An 18,219-nucleotide genomic window follows, 5' to 3' on the forward strand; every position below is an offset into this window, starting at 1 on the left:
CGGGAACCCCGAGCGGGCCGGACGGGTCTGATCGACTGCCTATAATTGTCAGCCACTTGCCCCGCGCCGGCGGGCGTCATTACTGGACCCACGTTGCCGATGAAGAATTTGCCTTACTCCGCTCACTCCCCCGTTGTCTTTACCCGCCGCCTGCTGTCAGGCGCGGTGCTGTCAGCCATGCTGGCGGCTTCGATGCCGGTCTGGGCGCAGCAGGCTCCCGCCGCGGCGCCCGCCGCAGCCGCCGGCGCCGCGGCCCCGGCGCCGAATGCTTCGGCGGTGGTGCCCGTGGGCGACGTCTCGGCCGTGCCGGCCCCCACGATCGCGGCCAAGGCCTGGATCGTGATGGACGTGAACAGCGGCCAGACCCTGGCCGCTTCCAACCCGGACATGAAGGTGGAACCGGCATCGCTCACCAAGATCATGACGGCCTATGTCGTGTTCAACGCGCTGGACGAAAAGCGCCTGACGCTGGAGCAGACCGTGCCGGTGTCCGAGCGCGCCTGGCGCACGGGCGGTTCGCGCATGTTCATCGAACCGCGCAAGCCGGTCACGGTCGACGAACTCAACCAGGGCATGATCGTGCAGTCCGGCAACGACGCCTCCGTGGCCCTGGCCGAGGCCGTGGGCGGCAGCGAGGCTTCTTTCGCTTCGCTGATGAACCAGGAAGCCGAACGCCTGGGCATGCGCAACACGCACTTCATGAACGCCACGGGTCTGCCCGATCCGCAGCACATGACGTCCACGCGCGATCTGGCGATCCTGTCGTCGCACCTGATCACCGATCATCCGGACCACTTCCACTACTACAAGCAGAAGAGCTACACCTACAACAAGATCACCCAGCCCAACCGCAACCGCCTGCTGTGGGCCGACCCGTCGGTGGACGGCATGAAGACCGGCCACACCGATTCGGCCGGCTATTGCCTGGTGTCGACCGCGGTGCGCGGCGACCGCCGCATCCTGGTGGTCGTGGTGGGCACGGACAGCGAAGCCACGCGCGCCGAGGAAAGCCTGAAGCTTCTGAACTGGAGCTTCCAGAACTTCGATACCGTGAAGCTGTTCGACAAGAGCCAGCCCGGCATCGATGCGCGCGTCTGGGAAGGCACGGTTGAAAACGTCAAGCTGGGCCCGCCCAACCCCGTGTCGATCGCGGTGCCGCGCGGCAAGGCCGGCGACCTGAAGCCGGTGGCGCAGCGCACGGATCCGCTGATCGCCCCGCTGGCCAAGGGCCAGCAGGTCGGCACCCTGCAGTTCACGCTGGACGGCAAGGTGCTGCGCACCGAACCGCTGGTGGTGCAGGACGCGGTCGAACGCGCCGGCTTCTTCGGCCGCATGGTCGATACCGTCAAGCGCTGGTTCGAGTAATTCCGCCGCGCCGCGGGCGCTATCGCGGGTGTAAGCTAGCAACGGGCGTTTCGCATGAAACGCCCGTGCTCTATTCACGGGACGGACCGGACGGTTCGTCCCTCTCCATTTCATATTCAGGAGTGCCTCATGATTCCGGGCGTGCCGGGCGAAAGCCAGGTGTATCTCAACGGTGAGTTTCTGCGCGTGGACGAGGCCAAGGTCTCCGTCCTGGACCGCGGCTTCATTTTCGGCGATGGCATCTACGAAGTCGTCCCCGTGTACCAAGGCAATGCGTTCCGCATGGCCGAACACCTCAACCGCCTGGACCGCAGCCTGGCTGCCTTGCGGATCGCGCAGCCCTTCGACCGCGCGGGCTGGATCGACCTGATCCAGCAATTGCTGGCGCGCACCAACCTTGAAACCTGCATCGTCTACCTGCAGGTGACGCGCGGCGTGGCCAAGCGCGACCACCAGTTCCCCTCGACGCCCGTGGCTCCGACGGTTTTCGGCATGATCTCGGCGTGGGCGCCGCCGCCTGCCGCGCAGCGCGAACGCGGCTTGAGCGCCATCAGCATCCCGGACGAGCGCTGGCTGCATTGCGAGATCAAATCGGTGTCGTTGCTGGGCAACGTGCTGGCCAAGCAGCAGGCCGTCGATGCGCAGGTCGACGAAGTGGTGCAGTTCCGCGACGGCTATCTGACCGAAGGCTCATCGACCAATATCTGGGTCGTGTCCGGCGGCAAGCTGCTGGCGCCGCCCAAGAACAACCTCATCCTGGAAGGCATCCGCTATGGCCTGATGGGCGAGCTGGCCGCCGAGGCCGGCATCCCGTTCGAGTCGCGCCCGATCTCGCGGCAAGAGGTGGAAGAGGCCGACGAGCTGATGCTGTCCTCGGCCACCAAGGAAGTGCTGGCCATCGTCTCGCTGGACGGCAAGCCGGTGGGCTCGGGCAAGCCCGGCCCTGTTTTTGCGCAATTGCGGGCGGGTTATGATGCCCGCATCGCCGCGCTCTGAGTCCGGCGATACCGGGCGGCTCCCGCGGGGCCGCCCCGGCGGCCTTGCCGGCTGGCGGTTTGCCCCCATATAGACAGGATCTGGCCGCCCCGTGGCAGGCATCCCCGGGTGCAGTATCGAGCCGTGGCCGCGCCCTGGGGGGCAACACCTTATAGGCACATCATGCAACATATCCCGCCCGAAGACTCCCTCATCGAATATCCCAGCGACTTTCCCATCAAGGTCATGGGCAAGCAGCATCCCGAATTCGCGCAGACGCTGACCGAAGTCGTGCTGCAGTTCGATCCCGAGTTCGACGCCGCCACGGTGGAAATGCGGCCCAGCAAGGGCGGCAACTACATGGGCCTGACCTTCACGGTGCGCGCGACCTCGCGCGAGCAGCTGGACGCGCTCTACCGCGCCCTGCACGGTCATCCGATGGTGTCCATCGTCCTCTAGCGCAAGAGCAGGACAGCTGTGATCAAGTGGCTCGCGCGGCCGGCCGACTACCTGTCGGTCTGGCACGACATGCAGGCGTACACCAATCTGCGCGGCGCCGATACGCCTGACGAGATCTGGCTCTGCGAACACGCGCCGGTCTACACCCTGGGGCAGGCAGGCCTGCCCCAGCACGTGCTCAACCCCGGCAACATTCCCATCGTCCATTGCGACCGCGGCGGGCAGGTGACCTACCACGGTCCTGGCCAGGTCATGGCCTATGCGCTGTTCGACCTGCGCCGCGCCGACATCTACGTCAAGGAATACGTCAATCTGCTGGAAGGCGCGGTCATCGACACGCTGGCCCAGATGGGCGTGGCCGACGCCTGCCGCAAGCCCGGCGCGCCGGGCGTCTACGTCCCCGATCCGGACGGGGGCGAGCTGGCCAAGATCGCGGCGCTGGGCATCAAGATCCGCAACGGCCGTGCCTACCATGGCGTGTCGTTGAACGTGCAGATGGACCTGACGCCGTTCCTGGGCATCAATCCCTGCGGCTATGCGGGCCTGCGCACCGTGGACATGGCGGCCTGTGGCGCGCGCCGCGAGCCCACCGAGACGGGCGAGGCGCTGGCGCGCAATCTGGCGCAGGCCTGGGACCGCGCAAGGAACAAGACATGAAGACCTTTAGCGCGGCCGACGTGGCCGCAACCACGCCAGAAGAACTGGCCCGCCTGCGCGAACAAGGGCCGGCCGAGGACTATGCGGCCTGGATCCGCGCGGCGGCCGAACTGGGGCTGATCGAAGCCCAGACCATCTACGGCCAGATGCTGCTGGACGGCGCGGGCGTGGAGCGCGATCCGGAACAGGGGCTGACGTGGTTCAAGCGCGCCGCCCATGCCGATCACCCCATGGCCATCAACATGGTGGGCCGCTGCTACGAGAACGGCTGGGGCGTGCCGCGTGACGACACGGTCGCGGCCTACTGGTTCCGCCTGGCCGCGGACAAGGGTCTGGACTGGGGCATGTACAACTATGCTCACATGCTGCGCAGCGGCCGCGGCAGCGTGGCGCAGGATCCCGCGGCGGCGCTGGCCCTTTACCAAAAGGCGGCAGACGCCGGCCACGTGAAGTCCATCGGCGTCGTCGGCCGCTTTTACGAGGCTGGCGAGGTGGTCGAGCAGGACATGGAACGCGCCTTCGACTGTTATCAACGCTGCGCCGAAGGCGGCGATTTCCGCGGCATGTTCCACCTGGGCCGGCTGCTGTTGCTGCGCGGACGGAAGCAGGACGCCGTGCAATGGCTGGTGCGCGTGCCTGAAACCGCCACGCCTGCGTTTCTGCAGGAAGCCAACACCATGCTGCAGGACAGCGGTTTTCCCGCACTATATGAGTAGCTGGGTGTAGCGCGGCAGAGCAGGCAAGAGCCCGGCGTCCGTCGCGCAATCCGTCCTACGTACTCAATCTTTCCTCAAAAACCACTTCCACCGTAATCCGCTCGCCCGTGCCGCATTCGCCATCCAGGCGGTCCAGCAGCAACTGGCCGGCGCGCCGACCCAGGAGGGCGGCGTCGGCGCCCAGGGTGGTCAAGCCCTGCGCCCACTGCGCGGCGCTGCCGTCGTCCGAGTAGCCCAGCACCGCCAGGTCCTGCGGCACGTGCAGGTCGCGGTTGTGGGCTTCCGAGACCGAGGCAGCGGCCAGCAGATCGCTCGTGCAGAACACCGCATCGAAGATCGTGTTGGTGGTCAGCAAGCGCAGGAAGGCCATGCGGCCGTCATTCATGTGCTGCACTTCAGGCTGCACGATATCCGCTGCCAGTTCCAATCCGAGTGCGGCTGCGCTGCTGATGAAGCCTTCGCGCCGGGCGCGTTCCCACGGGTTGTCGGCGCTGACGCAGGCGACGCGCGCATGGCGCTTGGCGGCCAGGTGCCGCGCCGCCATGCGGCCGGCTTCCGCGTTGTCGACCACCACGGCGCCGTCCAGCGGCTGTGCGGACAGGCTCCAGGTCTCCACGACGGGGAGCTCCAGCGCCGCCAGGGCAGCGCGCAGGGTGGGATCGTCCAGCGGGCCGATGGCCAGGACGGCGGCGGGGCGAAGCTCACCCAGCAGGGGCTGTGACTGGGCCTCATGCCAGGGGCCGGCGGCCAGATAGTAGCCCGCAGGCAGCAGCAATCCGGCGCAGGCCTGGATGGCGCGGGCCGCGGGCGCCCAGTCCAGTCGGGGTGCGATCAGGGCGATGGGGTGGGGCGGGGGCAGGGAAGACATGGGCAAAACCGGCGGATTCGTCAGGCGTGACGATAACCCAGCCCGGCTGCGGCCAAGGAGGTTTGCCGCCCGGGGGACGGGACCCCGCGCGGCGGATCCGGGCGGCGGAGGGTAAAATGCCGTTTTTGTCTCAGACCCGGCGCGCGCTCGCGCCGGTCATGAAGGTGCTCCATGTCTACGCTCGCCGAGTCTCCTGTTCCCTCGAACGAATCCGCCGCTGCGCCCGCGGAAGCGGTCTACGATCCGACGCAAAAGCAGAAATCGCAGGCCAAGACCGCGCGCATCCCGATCAAGATCGTTCCGGCCGAGCGCCTGAAGAAGCCTGAATGGATCCGCGTGAAGGCCGCCGCGCCCGGCTCGCGCTTCTACGACATCAAGCGCATCCTGCGCGAGCACAACCTGCACACGGTGTGCGAGGAAGCGTCCTGCCCGAACATCGGTGAATGCTTCGGCAAGGGCACGGCCACGTTCATGATCATGGGCGACAAGTGCACCCGCCGCTGCCCCTTCTGTGATGTGGGCCACGGCCGCCCGGATCCACTGGACACCAACGAACCCCTGAACCTGGCGCGCACCATCGCCGCGATGAAGCTGTCCTATGTCGTGATCACCTCGGTGGACCGCGACGACCTGCGCGACGGCGGCGCCGGCCACTTCGTGGATTGCATCACGCACATCCGCGAACTGTCGCCCAGCACCCGCATCGAGGTGCTGGTGCCCGATTTCCGCGGCCGCCTGGACCGCGCGCTGACCATCCTCAACGCCGGTCCCCCGGACGTCATGAACCACAACCTGGAAACCGTGCCGCGCCTGTACAAGCAGGCGCGCCCGGGCTCGGACTACATGCACTCGCTGAAACTGCTGGCCGAGTTCAAGAAGCTGCACCCCGAAGTCCCCACCAAGTCCGGCCTGATGCTGGGCCTGGGCGAAACCGACGAGGAAATCCTGCAGGTGATGCGGGATATGCGCGAGCACAACGTGGACATGCTGACGATCGGGCAGTATCTGCAGCCGTCGGAACACCATCTGCCGGTGCTGCGGTACGTGCATCCGGATACTTTCGCCATGTTCGAGCGCGAAGCTTATGCGATGGGGTTCTCGCATGCGGCGGTGGGCGCGATGGTGCGGTCTTCGTACCACGCCGACGAACAGGCGCACGCCGCCGGCGTGAACTGATTCAGCAGGCCGGCGCGTCGGCGAACGGCGCGCCGTTGCGGTCCTTCTCGGACAGCAGGGGCGGTTGCACGCAGGGCCAGGCAATTGCCAGCTGCGGATCGTTCCAACGTATGCAGCGTTCGTGCTGCGGGGCGTAATAGTCCGTGGTCTTGTACAGCACCTCGGCAAACTCGGACAGCGTCAGGAAGCCGTGGGCGAAGCCTTCCGGTATCCACACCTGGCGCCTGTTCTCCGCGCTCAGTAGCGTGCCCACCCATTTCCCGTATGTCGGCGAGCCGCGCCGCAGATCCACCGCTACGTCGAAGATCTCGCCCGCGCACACGCGCATGAGCTTGCCTTGGGGTTGTTCGATCTGATAATGCAGCCCGCGCAAGACGCCCCGCGCTGAGCGTGAATGATTGTCCTGCACGAAATTGCGCCGCAACCCCGTTGCCGCCTCGAACACTGCCTGGTTGAAGCTTTCGAAGAAAAAGCCACGTTCGTCGCCCAGTACTCTCGGTTCCAGGAGCAAGACGTCGGGAATGGCGAGCGGGGTGGCTTTCATCGGAATGCGGGGTTGCCGGATTGGCTGAGTTGGTCCAGGGTGCGATCTACCTGTTCGGTCCATGATGGCATAGGCAATTGCAGCGCGCGTGACAGTTTGGCGGTATCCAGCGTGGAGTTGCTCGGCCGCCGCGCGGCTGCGGGATAGTCCCGCGCCGCGATCGCATGGATCTGGTCCGGGACCAGCATCAGGCTGGCGCCGCGTGCGGCTGCTCCGGCAACGATGTATCTTGCATAGGCATGCCAGTCGGTCGAACCAGCGGCGGCCAGATGATAGGTCCCGGCGGGCAACTGCCCCGCGCAATGTTGCCGAATCGCCTGGGCGGTAATGTCGGCGACGAATTCGGCCGATGTGGGCGTGCCATGCTGGTCGGACACCACGTTCAGGCTTTGGCGTTCCAGCGCCAGGCGCAGCATGGAGTTCAGGAAATTCTTGCCATGCCACGAATGGACCCAGCCGATCCTGAATACCAGCGCATCGCAACCCGTGGCCTGGATGGCCTGCTCGCCCGCAAGTTTGGTGCTGCCGTATACGTTCAGCGGATTGGGCCTATCGGTTTCCGAGTAGGCCCGCTGTTGGGCGCCGTCGAACACATAGTCGGTCGAAAAATGGACCAGCAGGGCGCGGGCCGCCTGGGCGTGGCGGGCCAGCGTGGCAACTGCCAGCGCATTGACCTGTGCGGCGGTTTCCCGGTCGCTTTCGGCTGCATCCACTGCCGTGTAGGCGGCTGCATTGATGATCACATCGGGCCGGCAGAACGACAAGACCGCTAGCAGCGCATCCGGGTCGCGTAGATCCGCGCCGTCGCGGCCCAGCGCCACGACCTCTCCGAGAGGGAGCAGGGCGTGGTTCAGTTCCCGGCCGACCTGGCCGTCCTTGCCCAGCAATAAGATCTTCACGCGGCCTCTGCCAAGTTCCGTACCGTTCTCTAGCCCGGCCGCGCAGCGCGCGTCCCGGCCGCGAGACTACTTGCGCGCCTGGGCGCCCGCCCAGAACGTGTCTTTCTGTCCCGCATGCTGGTTTATACAACGCGCCAGCACGAACATCAGATCCGACAGCCGGTTCAGATATTGCCGCACGGGCGGGTTCACCGGTTCGACCCGGGCCAGCGCCACCACGGCCCGCTCGGCCCGGCGGCAGACCGTGCGCGCCACGTGCGCCTGCGCCGAACCGCGCGAACCGCCGGGCAGGATGAATTCGCGCAGAGGCGGCAGCGCCGCGTTGTAGTGGGCCAGGCGCGCGTCCAGGCGGGCGATGTGGTCGTCCGTGAGCGCGGTATGGCCAGGGATGCAGAGTTCCGCGCCCATGTCGAACAGGTCGTGCTGGATGGCCAGCAGATCCGCGGATATCTCGGCGGGCAGGTCTTCGGTCAGCAGTACGCCGATCACGCTGTTCAGTTCGTCGACGTCGCCGATGGCCGCGATGCGCGGGGCGTCTTTGGGCGTGCGTGATCCGTCCCCCAGGCCCGTGGTGCCGTCGTCTCCCGTGCGGGTGGCGATGACGGATAAGCGATTGGCCATGGGAGCTCCTGAAATGAGTGACGAAAGGTATGGGTTTTGCGTCCAGCCATGAAACATGGGGGGGCGCGTCGCGGGTTCCGCAATCAACTGTCAGAATTGTTGCGTCCGGGCGAGGGAACTGTTGCACAAGGGCGGTATCCTAGCACTGTGGAAAGCGGGGACGCCGGTTCCGTGCTTTCCCTGCAATCGGAGGATATCTGCATGATTTTTGACCGCAAGTATGCAATACCCATGGCCGCCGCGGCAGCCGTGGCCGTCGTCACGCTGGCCGCGCCGCTGGCGTTCGCGCAGCAGGCCGATGCCAGCGGGGAAGTGCGGCGGGTGGACCCGGCGGGCGGCAAGGTCACGATCAAGCATGACGCCATCAAGGCGCTGGACCTGCCCGCGATGACGCTGGTCTATGAAGCGGATCCGGCGCTGCTGGCCAAGATCAAGGCGGGCGACAAGGTGCGCTTCACGGCGGTCCGCAAGGACGGCAAGTACATCGTGACGGCGATCAGCAACTAGCGTCGCCGGGATGGCGCCGCGCGCACGCCGGGCGGCGCAGCGGGCCTGCTGGTCAAAAGAAAACGCCGTGCGCAGCGCCAGGCTGCGGACGGCGTTTTGCTGGCGGCGCGCAAGGCGCGCCCGCGGTTTACAGCACGTAGCGCGCCAGATCCTGGCTGCTGGCGGCTTCGGCCAACTGCGCGTTGACGTAGGCGGCGTCGATCTTCACATGCTTGTCGCTGCTGGAGGTCGCGTCGAAGGACAGTTCGTCCAGCAGCTTCTCCATTACCGTATACAGGCGGCGGGCGCCGATGTTCTCGGTGGTTTCGTTGACCTCGTAGGCGAGCTCCGCCAGGCGGCGCACGCCTTCTTCCGTGAACTCCAGCTGCAGGTCCTCGGTGGCCATCAGCGCCGTGTACTGCTTGGTCAGCGACGCGTCCGTGTCGGACAAGATGCGCACGAAGTCCTCGGCGGTCAGCGATTCCAGTTCGACGCGGATCGGGAAACGGCCCTGCAGTTCAGGGATCAGGTCCGAGGGGCGCGACAGGTGGAAGGCGCCAGACGCGATGAACAGGATGTGGTCGGTGCGGACCATGCCGTAGCGCGTGTTGACGGTGGTGCCTTCGACCAGCGGCAGCAGGTCGCGCTGCACGCCTTGGCGCGAGACGTCCGCGCCACCGGATTCCTGGCGGGCCGCGATCTTGTCGATTTCGTCCAGGAAGACGATGCCGTTCTGCTCGACGTTGTTGATCGCCACGGTGCGCAGGTCTTCTTCGTTGACGCGCTTGGCGGCTTCTTCGTCGACGATCAGCTTGAAGGCTTCGCGCACCTTCATCTTCTTGGGCTTCTTCTTGTCGCGGGCCATGCCGGCGAACATGCCGCGCAGCTGCTCGGCCATTTCTTCCATGCCGGGGGGCGTCATGACGTCCATTTGCGGCACGGCCTGGGCGACTTCGATTTCGATTTCCAGGTCATCGATCTTGCCTTCGCGCAGGCGCTTGCGGAAGGTCTGGCGGGCGCTGTTGTCTTCGCCGCGTTCCGGCTCGCCGGAGGCGCCGCGCGGGGGCGGCACCAGGGCGTCCAGGATGCGGTCTTCGGCGGCGTCTTCTGCCTGGGTGCGCACGCGGCGCATTTCCAGTTCGCGGGTCTGCTTGATCGAGTATTCGGTCAGGTCGCGGATGATGGTGTCGACGTCGCGGCCCACATAGCCCACTTCGGTGAACTTGGTGGCTTCGATCTTGATGAAGGGCGCGTTGGCCAGCTTGGCCAGGCGGCGCGCGATTTCGGTCTTGCCCACGCCGGTGGGGCCGATCATGAGGATGTTCTTGGGGTGGATCTCGTGGCGCAGGGGTTCGGCGACCTGCTGGCGGCGCCAGCGGTTGCGCAGCGCCACGGCCACGGCGCGCTTGGCGCGGTTCTGGCCGACGATGTACTTGTCGAGTTCGGAGACGATCTCTCCGGGCGTCATGTTGGATGCGGACATGAGGGCGGATCCTTGAAGCTAGGGCGGGCTGGGGTGGCGGCCGCGGCGCGACTGGCGCGCCGCGTGGCGGGCGTCAGTCGCCCAGCGTTTCGATGACGTGGTTCTGGTTGGTGTAGATGCAGAGGTCGCCGGCGATTTCCAGCGATTGCTTGACGACGGCTTCCGGGGAAAGCTCGGTGTTGCGCAGCAGCGCCAGCGCGGCCGATTGCGCATAGGCGCCGCCAGAGCCGATGGCCGCCAGGCCGTGTTCCGGCTCGAGCACGTCGCCGTTGCCGGTCAACACCAGCGTGTGCTCGGCGTCGGCCACGATCAGCATGGCTTCCAGGCGGCGCAGGACGCGGTCGGTGCGCCAGTCGCGGGTCAGTTCGACCGCGGCGCGCATCAGGTTGCCCTGGTGTTTTTCCAGCTTGGCCTCGAAGCGTTCCTGCAGGGTGAACGCGTCGGCGGTGGCGCCGGCAAAGCCGGCCAGAATCTTGTCGTGGTACAGGCGGCGGATCTTGCGGGCGGTGCCCTTGATGACGATGTTGCCCAGGGTGACCTGGCCATCGCCGCCCAGTGCGACGCGGTTGCCGCGGCGCACGCACACGATGGTGGTGGCGTGAAATTGTTCCATGCGTTCCTTCCTATGAAGGGATTAGCTGGGGGCGGTTCTGGGGAAATCAAGGCGGGACGGTTGCGTCCCCTTTGCGTGCCGGCCCAAGAAAAAAGGCCATGCTGGAAACCAGCATAGCCTTTCAGCGTAGGGCTTGAATACGGGACGGATCAGTCGCCGTAGAGCTTCTGGCGCATCTCGCGGCGTTCCTGCGCTTCGAGCGACAGGGTGGCCGTGGGGCGGGCCAAGAGGCGCGGGATGCCGATGGGTTCGCCGGTTTCCTCACACCAGCCGTATTCGCCGCTGTCGATGCGGGCGATGGACTGTTGCACCTTCTTCAGCAGCTTGCGCTCGCGGTCGCGGGTGCGCAGCTCCAGGGCGTGTTCTTCCTCGATCGTGGCGCGGTCGGCGGGATCGGGCACGAACTGCGTTTCGCGCAGGTGCTCGGTGGTTTCGCCGGCGTTGGCCAGGATGTCCTGCTCGAGTTGTTTGAGCCGTTCCTTGAAGAAAGCCAGCTGGCGTTCGTTCATATAGTCGGACTCGGGCATGGCCAGCAATTCCTTCTCGCTGGGCAGATCAATCGCCGTATCGCTCGTCGACTTGCTTGATTTCTTGGTTGCTGCCTTGGTAGCCATGAAAACACTCCACTATGAATCGATCCTGGCGCGGGCGTTCATTCCCGGTCCGTATTACTTGTTGCCTACGCTATTCGTACCTCACAGTACTGCCTTCGTCGCATCACGTCACGTCAGGAAGGGGGATTACCCCGCCAGGCACTGCTCCAAGCCCCGGGTGAAAATCTCCTGGGGCAGCTTACGACCGATGAAAACCATCTTGGTGGACGGTTTTTCGGCTGCGGTCCACGGCTTGCCGGGTTCGGCGCCCATCATCATGTGCACACCCTGGAACAACATGCGGCGGTTGATGCCCTTCATGTACAGGATGCCCTTGTAGCGCATCAGGTCGGGACCATAGACCTGCACCACGCCGCCCAGGAATTCCTCAAGGCGCGCGGGATCGAACGGCTTGTTGGAACGGAACACGAACGCGCCGATTTCGTCGTCGTGCTGGTGGTGGTGATGATGGTGGGCATGATTGCAATGCGCCCCGCAGTCGCCTTCGTGATCATGGTCATGATCGTGGCCATGGTCATGCCCATGGTCGTGATCGTGGCCGTGGTCATGGGCGGCGTCGGGGTGCTCATCGGCCAGGAAATCCGGGTCGATGTCCAGAATGGAATTCAGGTTGAAGCCGCTGATGTCGATGATGGACTTCAGGTCGACTTCGCCGAAGTTGACCGGCGTGATCGGCGCGCGCGGGTTCATGTGAACCAGGCGGTGGCGCAGCGCTTCGTAGTCGACTTCGTTGACCAGGTCGCGCTTGGAGATCAGGATGCGGTCGGCGAAACCGACTTGCTTCTGGGCTTCGGGCTGGGCGTCGAGGGTGGCCATGCCGTGCTTGGCGTCGACCACCGTGACCACCGCGTCCAGGCGGTAGTACTCGGCAATGTCGTCATCCATGAAGAACGTCTGGCAGACGGGGCCGGGGTTGGCCATGCCGGTCGTTTCGATGATGACGCGTTCGAAAGACAGTTCGCCGGCTTCGCGCTTGGCGCGCAGTTCGCCCAGCGTGCGCATCAGGTCGCCGCGCACCGTGCAGCAGACGCAACCGTTGGACAGCTCGATGATTTCTTCGTCGCGGTCCTGCACCAGCAGGTCGTTGTCGATGCTTTCCGGCCCGAACTCGTTTTCGATGACCGCCACGCGGCGGCCATGGTATTCGGTCAGGATGCGTTTGAGCAGGGTGGTCTTGCCCGCACCGAGAAAGCCGGTGAGGATGGTGACGGGAACCATTTTGTCCAAACTGCGCGGGGTGTTCATGGCGAAGCTGCTAGCGTGAAGTCAAGGCGTTAAACAGGAACTCTCGGCGGGGATCGCAACCCTGTCTTGCAACGCCGTCTTGCGACGTTTCGACGGGGTTTCCCAGTCTTTGCCGGAGGGTGTTTGCCGCAGGCTGCGTGGGCCGCCTGCAGCGGCCGGACGCAGGATTACAGCACAGTCGGGGGCAGGGGGCAAACCCAGGGTCAACCCTGGGGCCGTAGCCATCCAGATGGCGTCCGTACGCCGTCAAGTATCGGGCGATACCACTATTTGGGGGCGGTTTGCCCGATTTCAAGGGCGCGATGCGCGCATCCGGATGAAACGGCCTGTACGGGCTTGCTGCCGATGGCGGAGAACCGCGGGCGGGCTGCCCGCCAGCACTAGTTCTTAATGATGGTGGTGGCCGTGGCCGGCGTCCGCGGCGGGCTGCTTCTGCTGGCATTGGGGGCACAGCGCGCGGATTTCGGTTTCGTGGGTGGCCAGGGCATAGCCGGTCTGGGCGACGCGTTCAGCCAGTTGGCGGCTCATGGCGGGGTCGGACACTTCCGCGACTGCGCCGCAGCCCGTACAGACGACCAGCAGGTCGTGGGGCGCGCCGCCCGCGTCGTGGCAGGCGCTCCAGGCGTTGACGGCGTCCAGGCGGTGGATCAGGCCCTCGTCCATCAGGAAGTCCAGGGCGCGGTACACGGTCGGGGGCGCGGCGCCCGGATGCACGGCGCGCATTGCATCCAGCAATTCATAGGCCTTCAGGCTGCGGCCATGGCGCAGCAGCAGTTCCAGCACCTTGCGGCGGATGGGGGTGAGGCGGCGCCCGCGCTGCTCGCACAGCGCTTCGGCGACGCTGAGCTGGGCGCCGACGGTATCGCTGCGAGGGGTGCGGGGCGGTGCGGACATGGCTGGCTTTATCTCTATGGAAAACGCGCGCGATGCGCGCGAGATGCCTGGAAGGTAGCAGAAAACATCCAGATGCGGGCGAACGCCGTGGAATCAAGCCGTTTAGTTATGATATAACATAATAAAACTGGCTGTAGCCGCTATTTGCCTCCGCATTCTTTCCATGTCCCATTTCACGCTTTTGCCCCGGCGGCCCGGTGCCGCGCCGCGGCAAACACTCCCGCCGCGTTCCGCCTTCCTGGTCTCCGCCTGGCGCCGCATGGCCGCGGCCGTGGTCGCTGCGGCGGCCTTGTGGGCCTTGACCGGTTGGGCGCTGGATTGGTGGGTGCGATGAACGCGCCGGTCACCATCGAGCTGGACGACGCGTCCTTCGGTTGGCATGGGCACGCCGCGCTCAAATCGGTGTCGGGGCGTTTCGCCGCGGGCGGCATGACCGCCGTAGTGGGTCCCAACGGAGCGGGAAAGTCCACGCTGATCAAGGGCATCATGGGTGTGCTGCGTCCCATGGCCGGCAGCGTGCGCATCAGCGGCGCGGGCCGTTCGGAACTGGCCTGGCTGCCCCAGGCCGCGGAGCTGGACCGTTCGTTCCCGGTGTCGGTGCTGGACCTGGTGGCAATGGGCGCCTGGCGCCGAGTGGGGGGATGGCGCAGATATGCGAACCAGGAGCTCGAGCGCTGCATGGACGCGCTGGAGACCGTGGGCATGGCCGACGCGGCCGGACGCGGCGTGGACGCGCTGTCGGGCGGGCAGATGCAGCGTGCGCTGTTCGCGAGGATGCTGGTGCAGGACGCGCCCGTGCTGCTGCTGGATGAACCCTTCGCCGCCGTGGACAGCCACACGGCGGACGACCTGATGGCCCTGCTTTGCGGCCTGCATGGCCAGGGCCGCACCGTGATTGCGGTGCTGCATGACCTGGATCTGGTGCGTGACCATTTCCCCGAGTGCCTGCTGCTGTCCGGTTCGGTGGTGGCCTGGGGAGACACCGAGCACACGCTGAACGACGCGCATCTGAAGCGGGCGCGGCAGTGGTTGGCGGAGGTCCGCGCATGAGCCTGGCGCAATGGGTGGCGTCGCCCTTCCTGGATTACGGTTTCATGCGACGCGCGCTGGCCGGCGCCTGCGCCCTGTCGCTGGGCGCGGCGCCGCTGGGCGTGTTCCTGGTGCTGCGGCGCATGAGCCTGATGGGCGATGCCATGTCGCATGCCATCCTGCCTGGCGTGGCGGCGGGCTTTCTGTTGGCCGGACTGTCGCTGGGCGCAATGATGCTGGGCGGCATCGTCACGGGGCTGGCCGTGGCGTTGCTGGCGGGATTGGTGGCGCGCATGACGCCGCTGCGCGAGGACGCCAGCTTTGCCGCGTTCTATTTGATATCGCTGGGGCTGGGCGTGCTGCTGGTGTCCCTGCGCGGCTCCAATATGGATCTGCTGCACGTGTTGTTCGGCACGGTGCTGGGGCTGGACGACGCGGCATTGCTGCTGGTGACGGCCACGGCCAGCGTGACCCTCCTGGCGTTGGCCGCGATCTACCGGCTGCTGGTGGCCGAATGCCTGGACCCGGGTTTCCTGCGTGCCAGCGGCGGCGGCGGAGGCTGGGTCCACATGGCTTTCCTGGTGCTGGTGGTGGTGAACCTGGTGGCGGGCTTTCAGGTGCTGGGCACGTTGATGGTGGTCGGCATCATGATGCTGCCGGCCGCCGCCGCGCGCTTCTGGGTCCGTTCTGCCGCCCGCCAGATCCCGCTGGCCGCGGGACTGGGCGTGACAGCCTCGACGACCGGTCTGCTCATTTCGTACCACTTCAATGTGCCGGCCTCGCCCGCGATCATCCTGGCGGCCGGCGCCTTTTATCTGTTTTCCATCGTGGGCGGCCCGCAAGGCGGGCTGCTGCCGGCGCGACGCCGCATGCGCCGCGCCTGACTCATCCAATAGGAGATACGCCATGCGTTTCCATTCCCTGGCGCGCCGCCGCGCGCTGCTCGCCACGGCCGGCCTGTGCCTGTCGGCGCTGTTCGGAACCGCGCAGGCCGCCGAACCGTTGAAGGCCGTGGCCAGCTTTTCCATCCTGGGCGACATCGTGCGGGAAGTGGGCGGCGCCGACGTCAGCGTGGCCACGCTGGTGGGGCCCGATGGCGACGCGCACGAATATGAGCCGACGCCGGGCGATGCGAAGAAGCTGGCTGCCGCGCGCGTGCTGTTCGTCAACGGCCTGGATTTCGAGACCTGGATGCCGCGCCTGGCGAAAGCGTCGGGTTTTGCCGGCGCTACCGTGGTCGCGTCCCAGGGCGTGAAGACGCGCACGTTCGCGGGCGGCGGGCATGATGATGGGCACGACCACGACCACGACCACGACCACGACCACGATCATGGCCATGGTCATCACCATCACAGTGGCGCCGATCCGCACGCATGGCAGAACCTGGCCAATGGCGTCATCTACGCCCGCAATGTGGCCGAAGGGTTGGCTGCCGCCGATCCCGCGCATGCCGACGCCTACCGCCAGCGCGCGCAAGCCTATATCGCGCGCCTGCAGGCGCTGGACGCGCAGGTCCGCAAGACCTTTGCCGCGATTCCGGCCGAGCGCCGCAAGATCGTGACTTCCCATGACGCCTTCGGTTATTTCGGCGATGCCTACGGCGTGGCGTTCATTCCCGTGATGGGCGTGTCGACGGATGCGGAACCCGCCGCAGGCGAGGTGGCCCGCATCATCGAACAGGTCAAGCGCGAGCGTGTGCCTGCGGTATTCGTGGAGAACATCAGCAGCCCCAAGCTGGTCCAGCAGATCTCCCGCGAAACCGGGGCCAAGGTGGGTGGTACGCTTTATTCCGACGCCCTGTCCAAGCCCGGACAGCCCGGCGCCACCTACCTGGAAATGTTTGAATGGAACGCACGTCAGCTCGCCGCGGCCATGCAGCCCTGACCGCGGCGGCGATGCTGCTGGCGGCAGGCGCCGCCAGCGCGCACCCGCATATGTGGATCGATGCCCGCGCGGCGATCGATATCGATGGACAGCAGCGCATCACGGCGGTGCGGCAGGTCTGGCTGTTTGACGAGATGTTCGGCGCCTACGCCACGCAGGGATTGAAGAAGGGCAAGGACGGTTCGCTGTCGCCCGAGATCCTGCAGGGCATGGCGCGGGACTGGATGCAGGCGTTGGGCGAACCGATCTCGCACTACTTCACCCGCGTCACCGTGGACGGCAAGACCGCGGCTTTCGCGGCCCCGCAAGATGCGCGCGTCGACTGGAACCCAAAGACCACGCGGCTGACGCTGTCCTTCACTTTGCCGCTGGCCACGCCAGTGGCGCCGGACGCAGGCGGCGCGCAGGTGGACATCTACGATCCCACCTATTTCGTGGCCTACGCCTTCGATGAAAGCGGCGCGGTATCGCTGGGCGGACAGGGCGCCAAGACCTGCACGTCCGCCTACCGCAAGCCCAAGGAACTGGATTGGAAAACCATGCAGCAATTGGCCGCGATCCCGGCCGACCCGGACGCCTTGCCGGACGAGCTTTTTGCGATCACCAAGGGGCTGACGCACCGCATCGAGGTGCGTTGCGGGTAATGCTCGCGCTGCTGGCCGTGCTGCTGCTCGGCGGCGCGGGCGCGGCCGCGGCCCAGGGTGCGCATCCCTTCGGCGTGCCGGAGAGCGGGGCGGGCGTGGGCGGGCCGGGTTGGCTGGCCGGCTTCTTTGGTCAGGTATCGGTCTGGCAAAGCCATTTCTACCGGCAGCTGACGGGCGCGGTGCGCGCCTGGCAGGCCGAAGGCGGCGCGGCCTGGGTCTTGATCGGCCTGTCCTTTGCCTATGGCGTATTCCATGCCCTGGGGCCGGGACATGGCAAGGCCGTGATCTCTTCCTACGTGCTGGCCAACCGCCAGACCGCGCGCAACGGCGCGCTGCTGGCGCTGGCGTCCGCGCTGATCCAGGCGTTGGTGGCGATTGCGCTGGTGGCGGTGCTGGCGCTGATCTTCAACGCCACCGCGGCCACGATGAACAACGCGACGCGCTGGCTGGAACTCGGCTCCTATGCGCTGGTGACCTTGTTGGGCATGTGGCTGGTGTGGGTCAAGGCGGTCCGTCCGCTGTTGCGGACCCGTGCTGGACGGGCGTCTACGGGGTCGATGCCAGAGCACGGCCATGGACATGAGCACACTCACCATCATCACCACGATCACGATCACGATTGCGGCTGCGGCCACGCACATGTGCCCGCGCCAGCGCAGGTGTCTGGCCAGTTGAACTGGCGTCGCGCGGCAACGGCGATTCTGGCCGTGGGCTTGCGCCCGTGCAGCGGCGCGTTGATCGTGCTGGTGTTCGCGTTGGCGCAGGGCTTTTTTCTGGCCGGCGTGGCCTCGGCCCTGGCGATGGGCCTGGGTACCGGACTGACGGTGGCGGCGCTGGCGTGCCTGGCGGTTGCGGCCGGGGGCGCGGCCACGCGCGTCGGCAGCCGGCTGTCCAGTGTTGGCGCGGCGCGCCTGCGCTATGGCGTGGAAGCGCTGGCGGCACTGGCGGTGCTGTTGCTGGGGGTGATGCTGCTGGGCGGCGTGATCGCGGGAGGTGGCTAGGGAACGGTCGCGCGAATTTGCGTAGCTGTTTCACCAGAATGCGTCG

At 66.4% G+C, this 18,219-nt stretch carries 21 protein-coding genes; 12 read left to right on the forward strand and 9 right to left on the reverse strand.

What is annotated here, in order from left to right; genetic code table 11:
• Nucleotides 1-99 precede the first annotated feature (99 nt).
• The 5 genes from IB257_RS20030 to IB257_RS20050 all read left to right on the forward strand — a co-directional run bounded on the left by IB257_RS20030 (nucleotide 100) and on the right by IB257_RS20050 (nucleotide 4,172).
• The gene (locus IB257_RS20030) at nucleotides 100-1,365 is read left to right on the forward strand and encodes a D-alanyl-D-alanine carboxypeptidase family protein (protein WP_118933510.1); all 1,266 of its coding nucleotides are present in this window, start codon (nucleotides 100-102) and stop codon (nucleotides 1,363-1,365) included.
• Nucleotides 1,366-1,494: 129 nt separating this feature from the next.
• Nucleotides 1,495-2,361 carry a D-amino acid aminotransferase gene (locus tag IB257_RS20035; RefSeq protein WP_054457068.1) on the forward strand — a complete coding sequence of 289 codons (867 nt, stop codon included), beginning with the start codon at nucleotides 1,495-1,497 and terminating at the stop codon, nucleotides 2,359-2,361.
• Between the two features lie 162 nt (nucleotides 2,362-2,523).
• Nucleotides 2,524-2,799, forward strand: coding sequence for a YbeD family protein (locus IB257_RS20040; protein WP_054457066.1), 276 nt, complete (start codon nucleotides 2,524-2,526; stop codon nucleotides 2,797-2,799).
• 18 nt (nucleotides 2,800-2,817) lie between these two features.
• Nucleotides 2,818-3,456, forward strand: coding sequence for a lipoyl(octanoyl) transferase LipB (gene lipB, locus IB257_RS20045; protein ID WP_054457064.1), 639 nt, complete (start codon nucleotides 2,818-2,820; stop codon nucleotides 3,454-3,456).
• The gene (locus tag IB257_RS20050; RefSeq protein WP_175181534.1) at nucleotides 3,453-4,172 is read left to right on the forward strand and encodes a tetratricopeptide repeat protein; all 720 of its coding nucleotides are present in this window, start codon (nucleotides 3,453-3,455) and stop codon (nucleotides 4,170-4,172) included. Before lipB ends, IB257_RS20050 begins: the two co-directional genes overlap by 4 nt.
• A 55-nt stretch (nucleotides 4,173-4,227) precedes the next feature.
• Here IB257_RS20050 and IB257_RS20055 read toward each other — a convergent pair whose 3' ends face one another.
• Nucleotides 4,228-5,040, reverse strand: a complete 813-nt coding sequence (locus IB257_RS20055) for a substrate-binding domain-containing protein (protein WP_192492711.1) — start codon at nucleotides 5,038-5,040, stop codon at nucleotides 4,228-4,230.
• Between the two features lie 171 nt (nucleotides 5,041-5,211).
• On the opposite strand from IB257_RS20055, the gene lipA reads away from it, so the two are divergent.
• Nucleotides 5,212-6,216: a lipoyl synthase gene (gene lipA, locus IB257_RS20060; RefSeq protein WP_054457058.1), complete on the forward strand. Its 1,005-nt coding sequence runs from the start codon at nucleotides 5,212-5,214 to the stop codon at nucleotides 6,214-6,216.
• Between the two features lies 1 nt (nucleotide 6,217).
• Here lipA and rfbC read toward each other — a convergent pair whose 3' ends face one another.
• The 3 genes from rfbC to IB257_RS20075 form a co-directional block, all read right to left on the reverse strand.
• Nucleotides 6,218-6,760 carry a dTDP-4-dehydrorhamnose 3,5-epimerase gene (rfbC, locus tag IB257_RS20065; protein ID WP_125471167.1) on the reverse strand — a complete coding sequence of 181 codons (543 nt, stop codon included), beginning with the start codon at nucleotides 6,758-6,760 and terminating at the stop codon, nucleotides 6,218-6,220.
• Nucleotides 6,757-7,659, reverse strand: a complete 903-nt coding sequence (rfbD, locus tag IB257_RS20070; protein WP_125471166.1) for a dTDP-4-dehydrorhamnose reductase — start codon at nucleotides 7,657-7,659, stop codon at nucleotides 6,757-6,759. Before rfbD ends, rfbC begins: the two co-directional genes overlap by 4 nt.
• A gap of 66 nt (nucleotides 7,660-7,725) precedes the next feature.
• Nucleotides 7,726-8,280 carry a cob(I)yrinic acid a,c-diamide adenosyltransferase gene (locus IB257_RS20075; RefSeq protein ID WP_125471165.1) on the reverse strand — a complete coding sequence of 185 codons (555 nt, stop codon included), beginning with the start codon at nucleotides 8,278-8,280 and terminating at the stop codon, nucleotides 7,726-7,728.
• Nucleotides 8,281-8,481: 201 nt separating this feature from the next.
• Between IB257_RS20075 and IB257_RS20080 the strand changes: the two genes are divergently transcribed.
• Complete coding sequence (locus IB257_RS20080) at nucleotides 8,482-8,787, forward strand: copper-binding protein (protein WP_054457046.1); 306 nt, start codon at nucleotides 8,482-8,484, stop codon at nucleotides 8,785-8,787.
• 127 nt (nucleotides 8,788-8,914) lie between these two features.
• Here the strand turns inward: IB257_RS20080 and hslU are convergent, their stop codons facing one another.
• The 5 genes from hslU to IB257_RS20105 form a co-directional block, all read right to left on the reverse strand.
• Nucleotides 8,915-10,249, reverse strand: coding sequence for an ATP-dependent protease ATPase subunit HslU (gene hslU / locus IB257_RS20085; RefSeq protein WP_054457045.1), 1,335 nt, complete (start codon nucleotides 10,247-10,249; stop codon nucleotides 8,915-8,917).
• A 73-nt stretch (nucleotides 10,250-10,322) separates the two neighbouring features.
• A complete protein-coding gene (gene hslV, locus IB257_RS20090; protein WP_013396837.1) occupies nucleotides 10,323-10,862 on the reverse strand; it encodes an ATP-dependent protease subunit HslV in 540 nt (179 codons plus the stop codon).
• A 149-nt stretch (nucleotides 10,863-11,011) separates the two neighbouring features.
• Nucleotides 11,012-11,476 (reverse strand): RNA polymerase-binding protein DksA, encoded by a 465-nt coding sequence (dksA, locus tag IB257_RS20095; RefSeq protein WP_006389752.1) that lies wholly within the window; start codon nucleotides 11,474-11,476, stop codon nucleotides 11,012-11,014.
• 126 nt (nucleotides 11,477-11,602) lie between these two features.
• Nucleotides 11,603-12,721 (reverse strand): GTP-binding protein, encoded by a 1,119-nt coding sequence (locus IB257_RS20100; protein WP_054457043.1) that lies wholly within the window; start codon nucleotides 12,719-12,721, stop codon nucleotides 11,603-11,605.
• 387 nt (nucleotides 12,722-13,108) lie between these two features.
• A complete protein-coding gene (locus IB257_RS20105; protein WP_013396835.1) occupies nucleotides 13,109-13,615 on the reverse strand; it encodes a Fur family transcriptional regulator in 507 nt (168 codons plus the stop codon).
• A gap of 330 nt (nucleotides 13,616-13,945) precedes the next feature.
• Between IB257_RS20105 and IB257_RS20110 the strand changes: the two genes are divergently transcribed.
• Genes IB257_RS20110 through IB257_RS20130 form a run of 5 tightly spaced genes read left to right on the forward strand, consistent with a single transcriptional unit; the run spans nucleotide 13,946 to nucleotide 18,173 of the window.
• Nucleotides 13,946-14,665, forward strand: a complete 720-nt coding sequence (locus tag IB257_RS20110) for a metal ABC transporter ATP-binding protein (protein ID WP_119450151.1) — start codon at nucleotides 13,946-13,948, stop codon at nucleotides 14,663-14,665.
• Complete coding sequence (locus IB257_RS20115; RefSeq protein ID WP_054457039.1) at nucleotides 14,662-15,528, forward strand: metal ABC transporter permease; 867 nt, start codon at nucleotides 14,662-14,664, stop codon at nucleotides 15,526-15,528. The genes IB257_RS20110 and IB257_RS20115 overlap by 4 nt, the downstream gene beginning before the upstream one ends.
• 22 nt (nucleotides 15,529-15,550) lie before the next feature.
• Nucleotides 15,551-16,528 (forward strand): metal ABC transporter substrate-binding protein, encoded by a 978-nt coding sequence (locus IB257_RS20120; RefSeq protein WP_225589047.1) that lies wholly within the window; start codon nucleotides 15,551-15,553, stop codon nucleotides 16,526-16,528.
• Nucleotides 16,489-17,172 (forward strand): DUF1007 family protein, encoded by a 684-nt coding sequence (locus tag IB257_RS20125; RefSeq protein ID WP_192492712.1) that lies wholly within the window; start codon nucleotides 16,489-16,491, stop codon nucleotides 17,170-17,172. The genes IB257_RS20120 and IB257_RS20125 overlap by 40 nt, the downstream gene beginning before the upstream one ends.
• Nucleotides 17,172-18,173 carry a nickel/cobalt transporter gene (locus tag IB257_RS20130; RefSeq protein WP_192492713.1) on the forward strand — a complete coding sequence of 334 codons (1,002 nt, stop codon included), beginning with the start codon at nucleotides 17,172-17,174 and terminating at the stop codon, nucleotides 18,171-18,173. Before IB257_RS20125 ends, IB257_RS20130 begins: the two co-directional genes overlap by 1 nt.
• Nucleotides 18,174-18,219: the final 46 nt, after the last annotated feature.

Origin of the sequence: Achromobacter sp. ACM03 (genome assembly GCF_014851665.1) — a bacterium.
In the GTDB taxonomy this organism is placed as follows: domain Bacteria; phylum Pseudomonadota; class Gammaproteobacteria; order Burkholderiales; family Burkholderiaceae_B; genus Achromobacter; species Achromobacter aegrifaciens.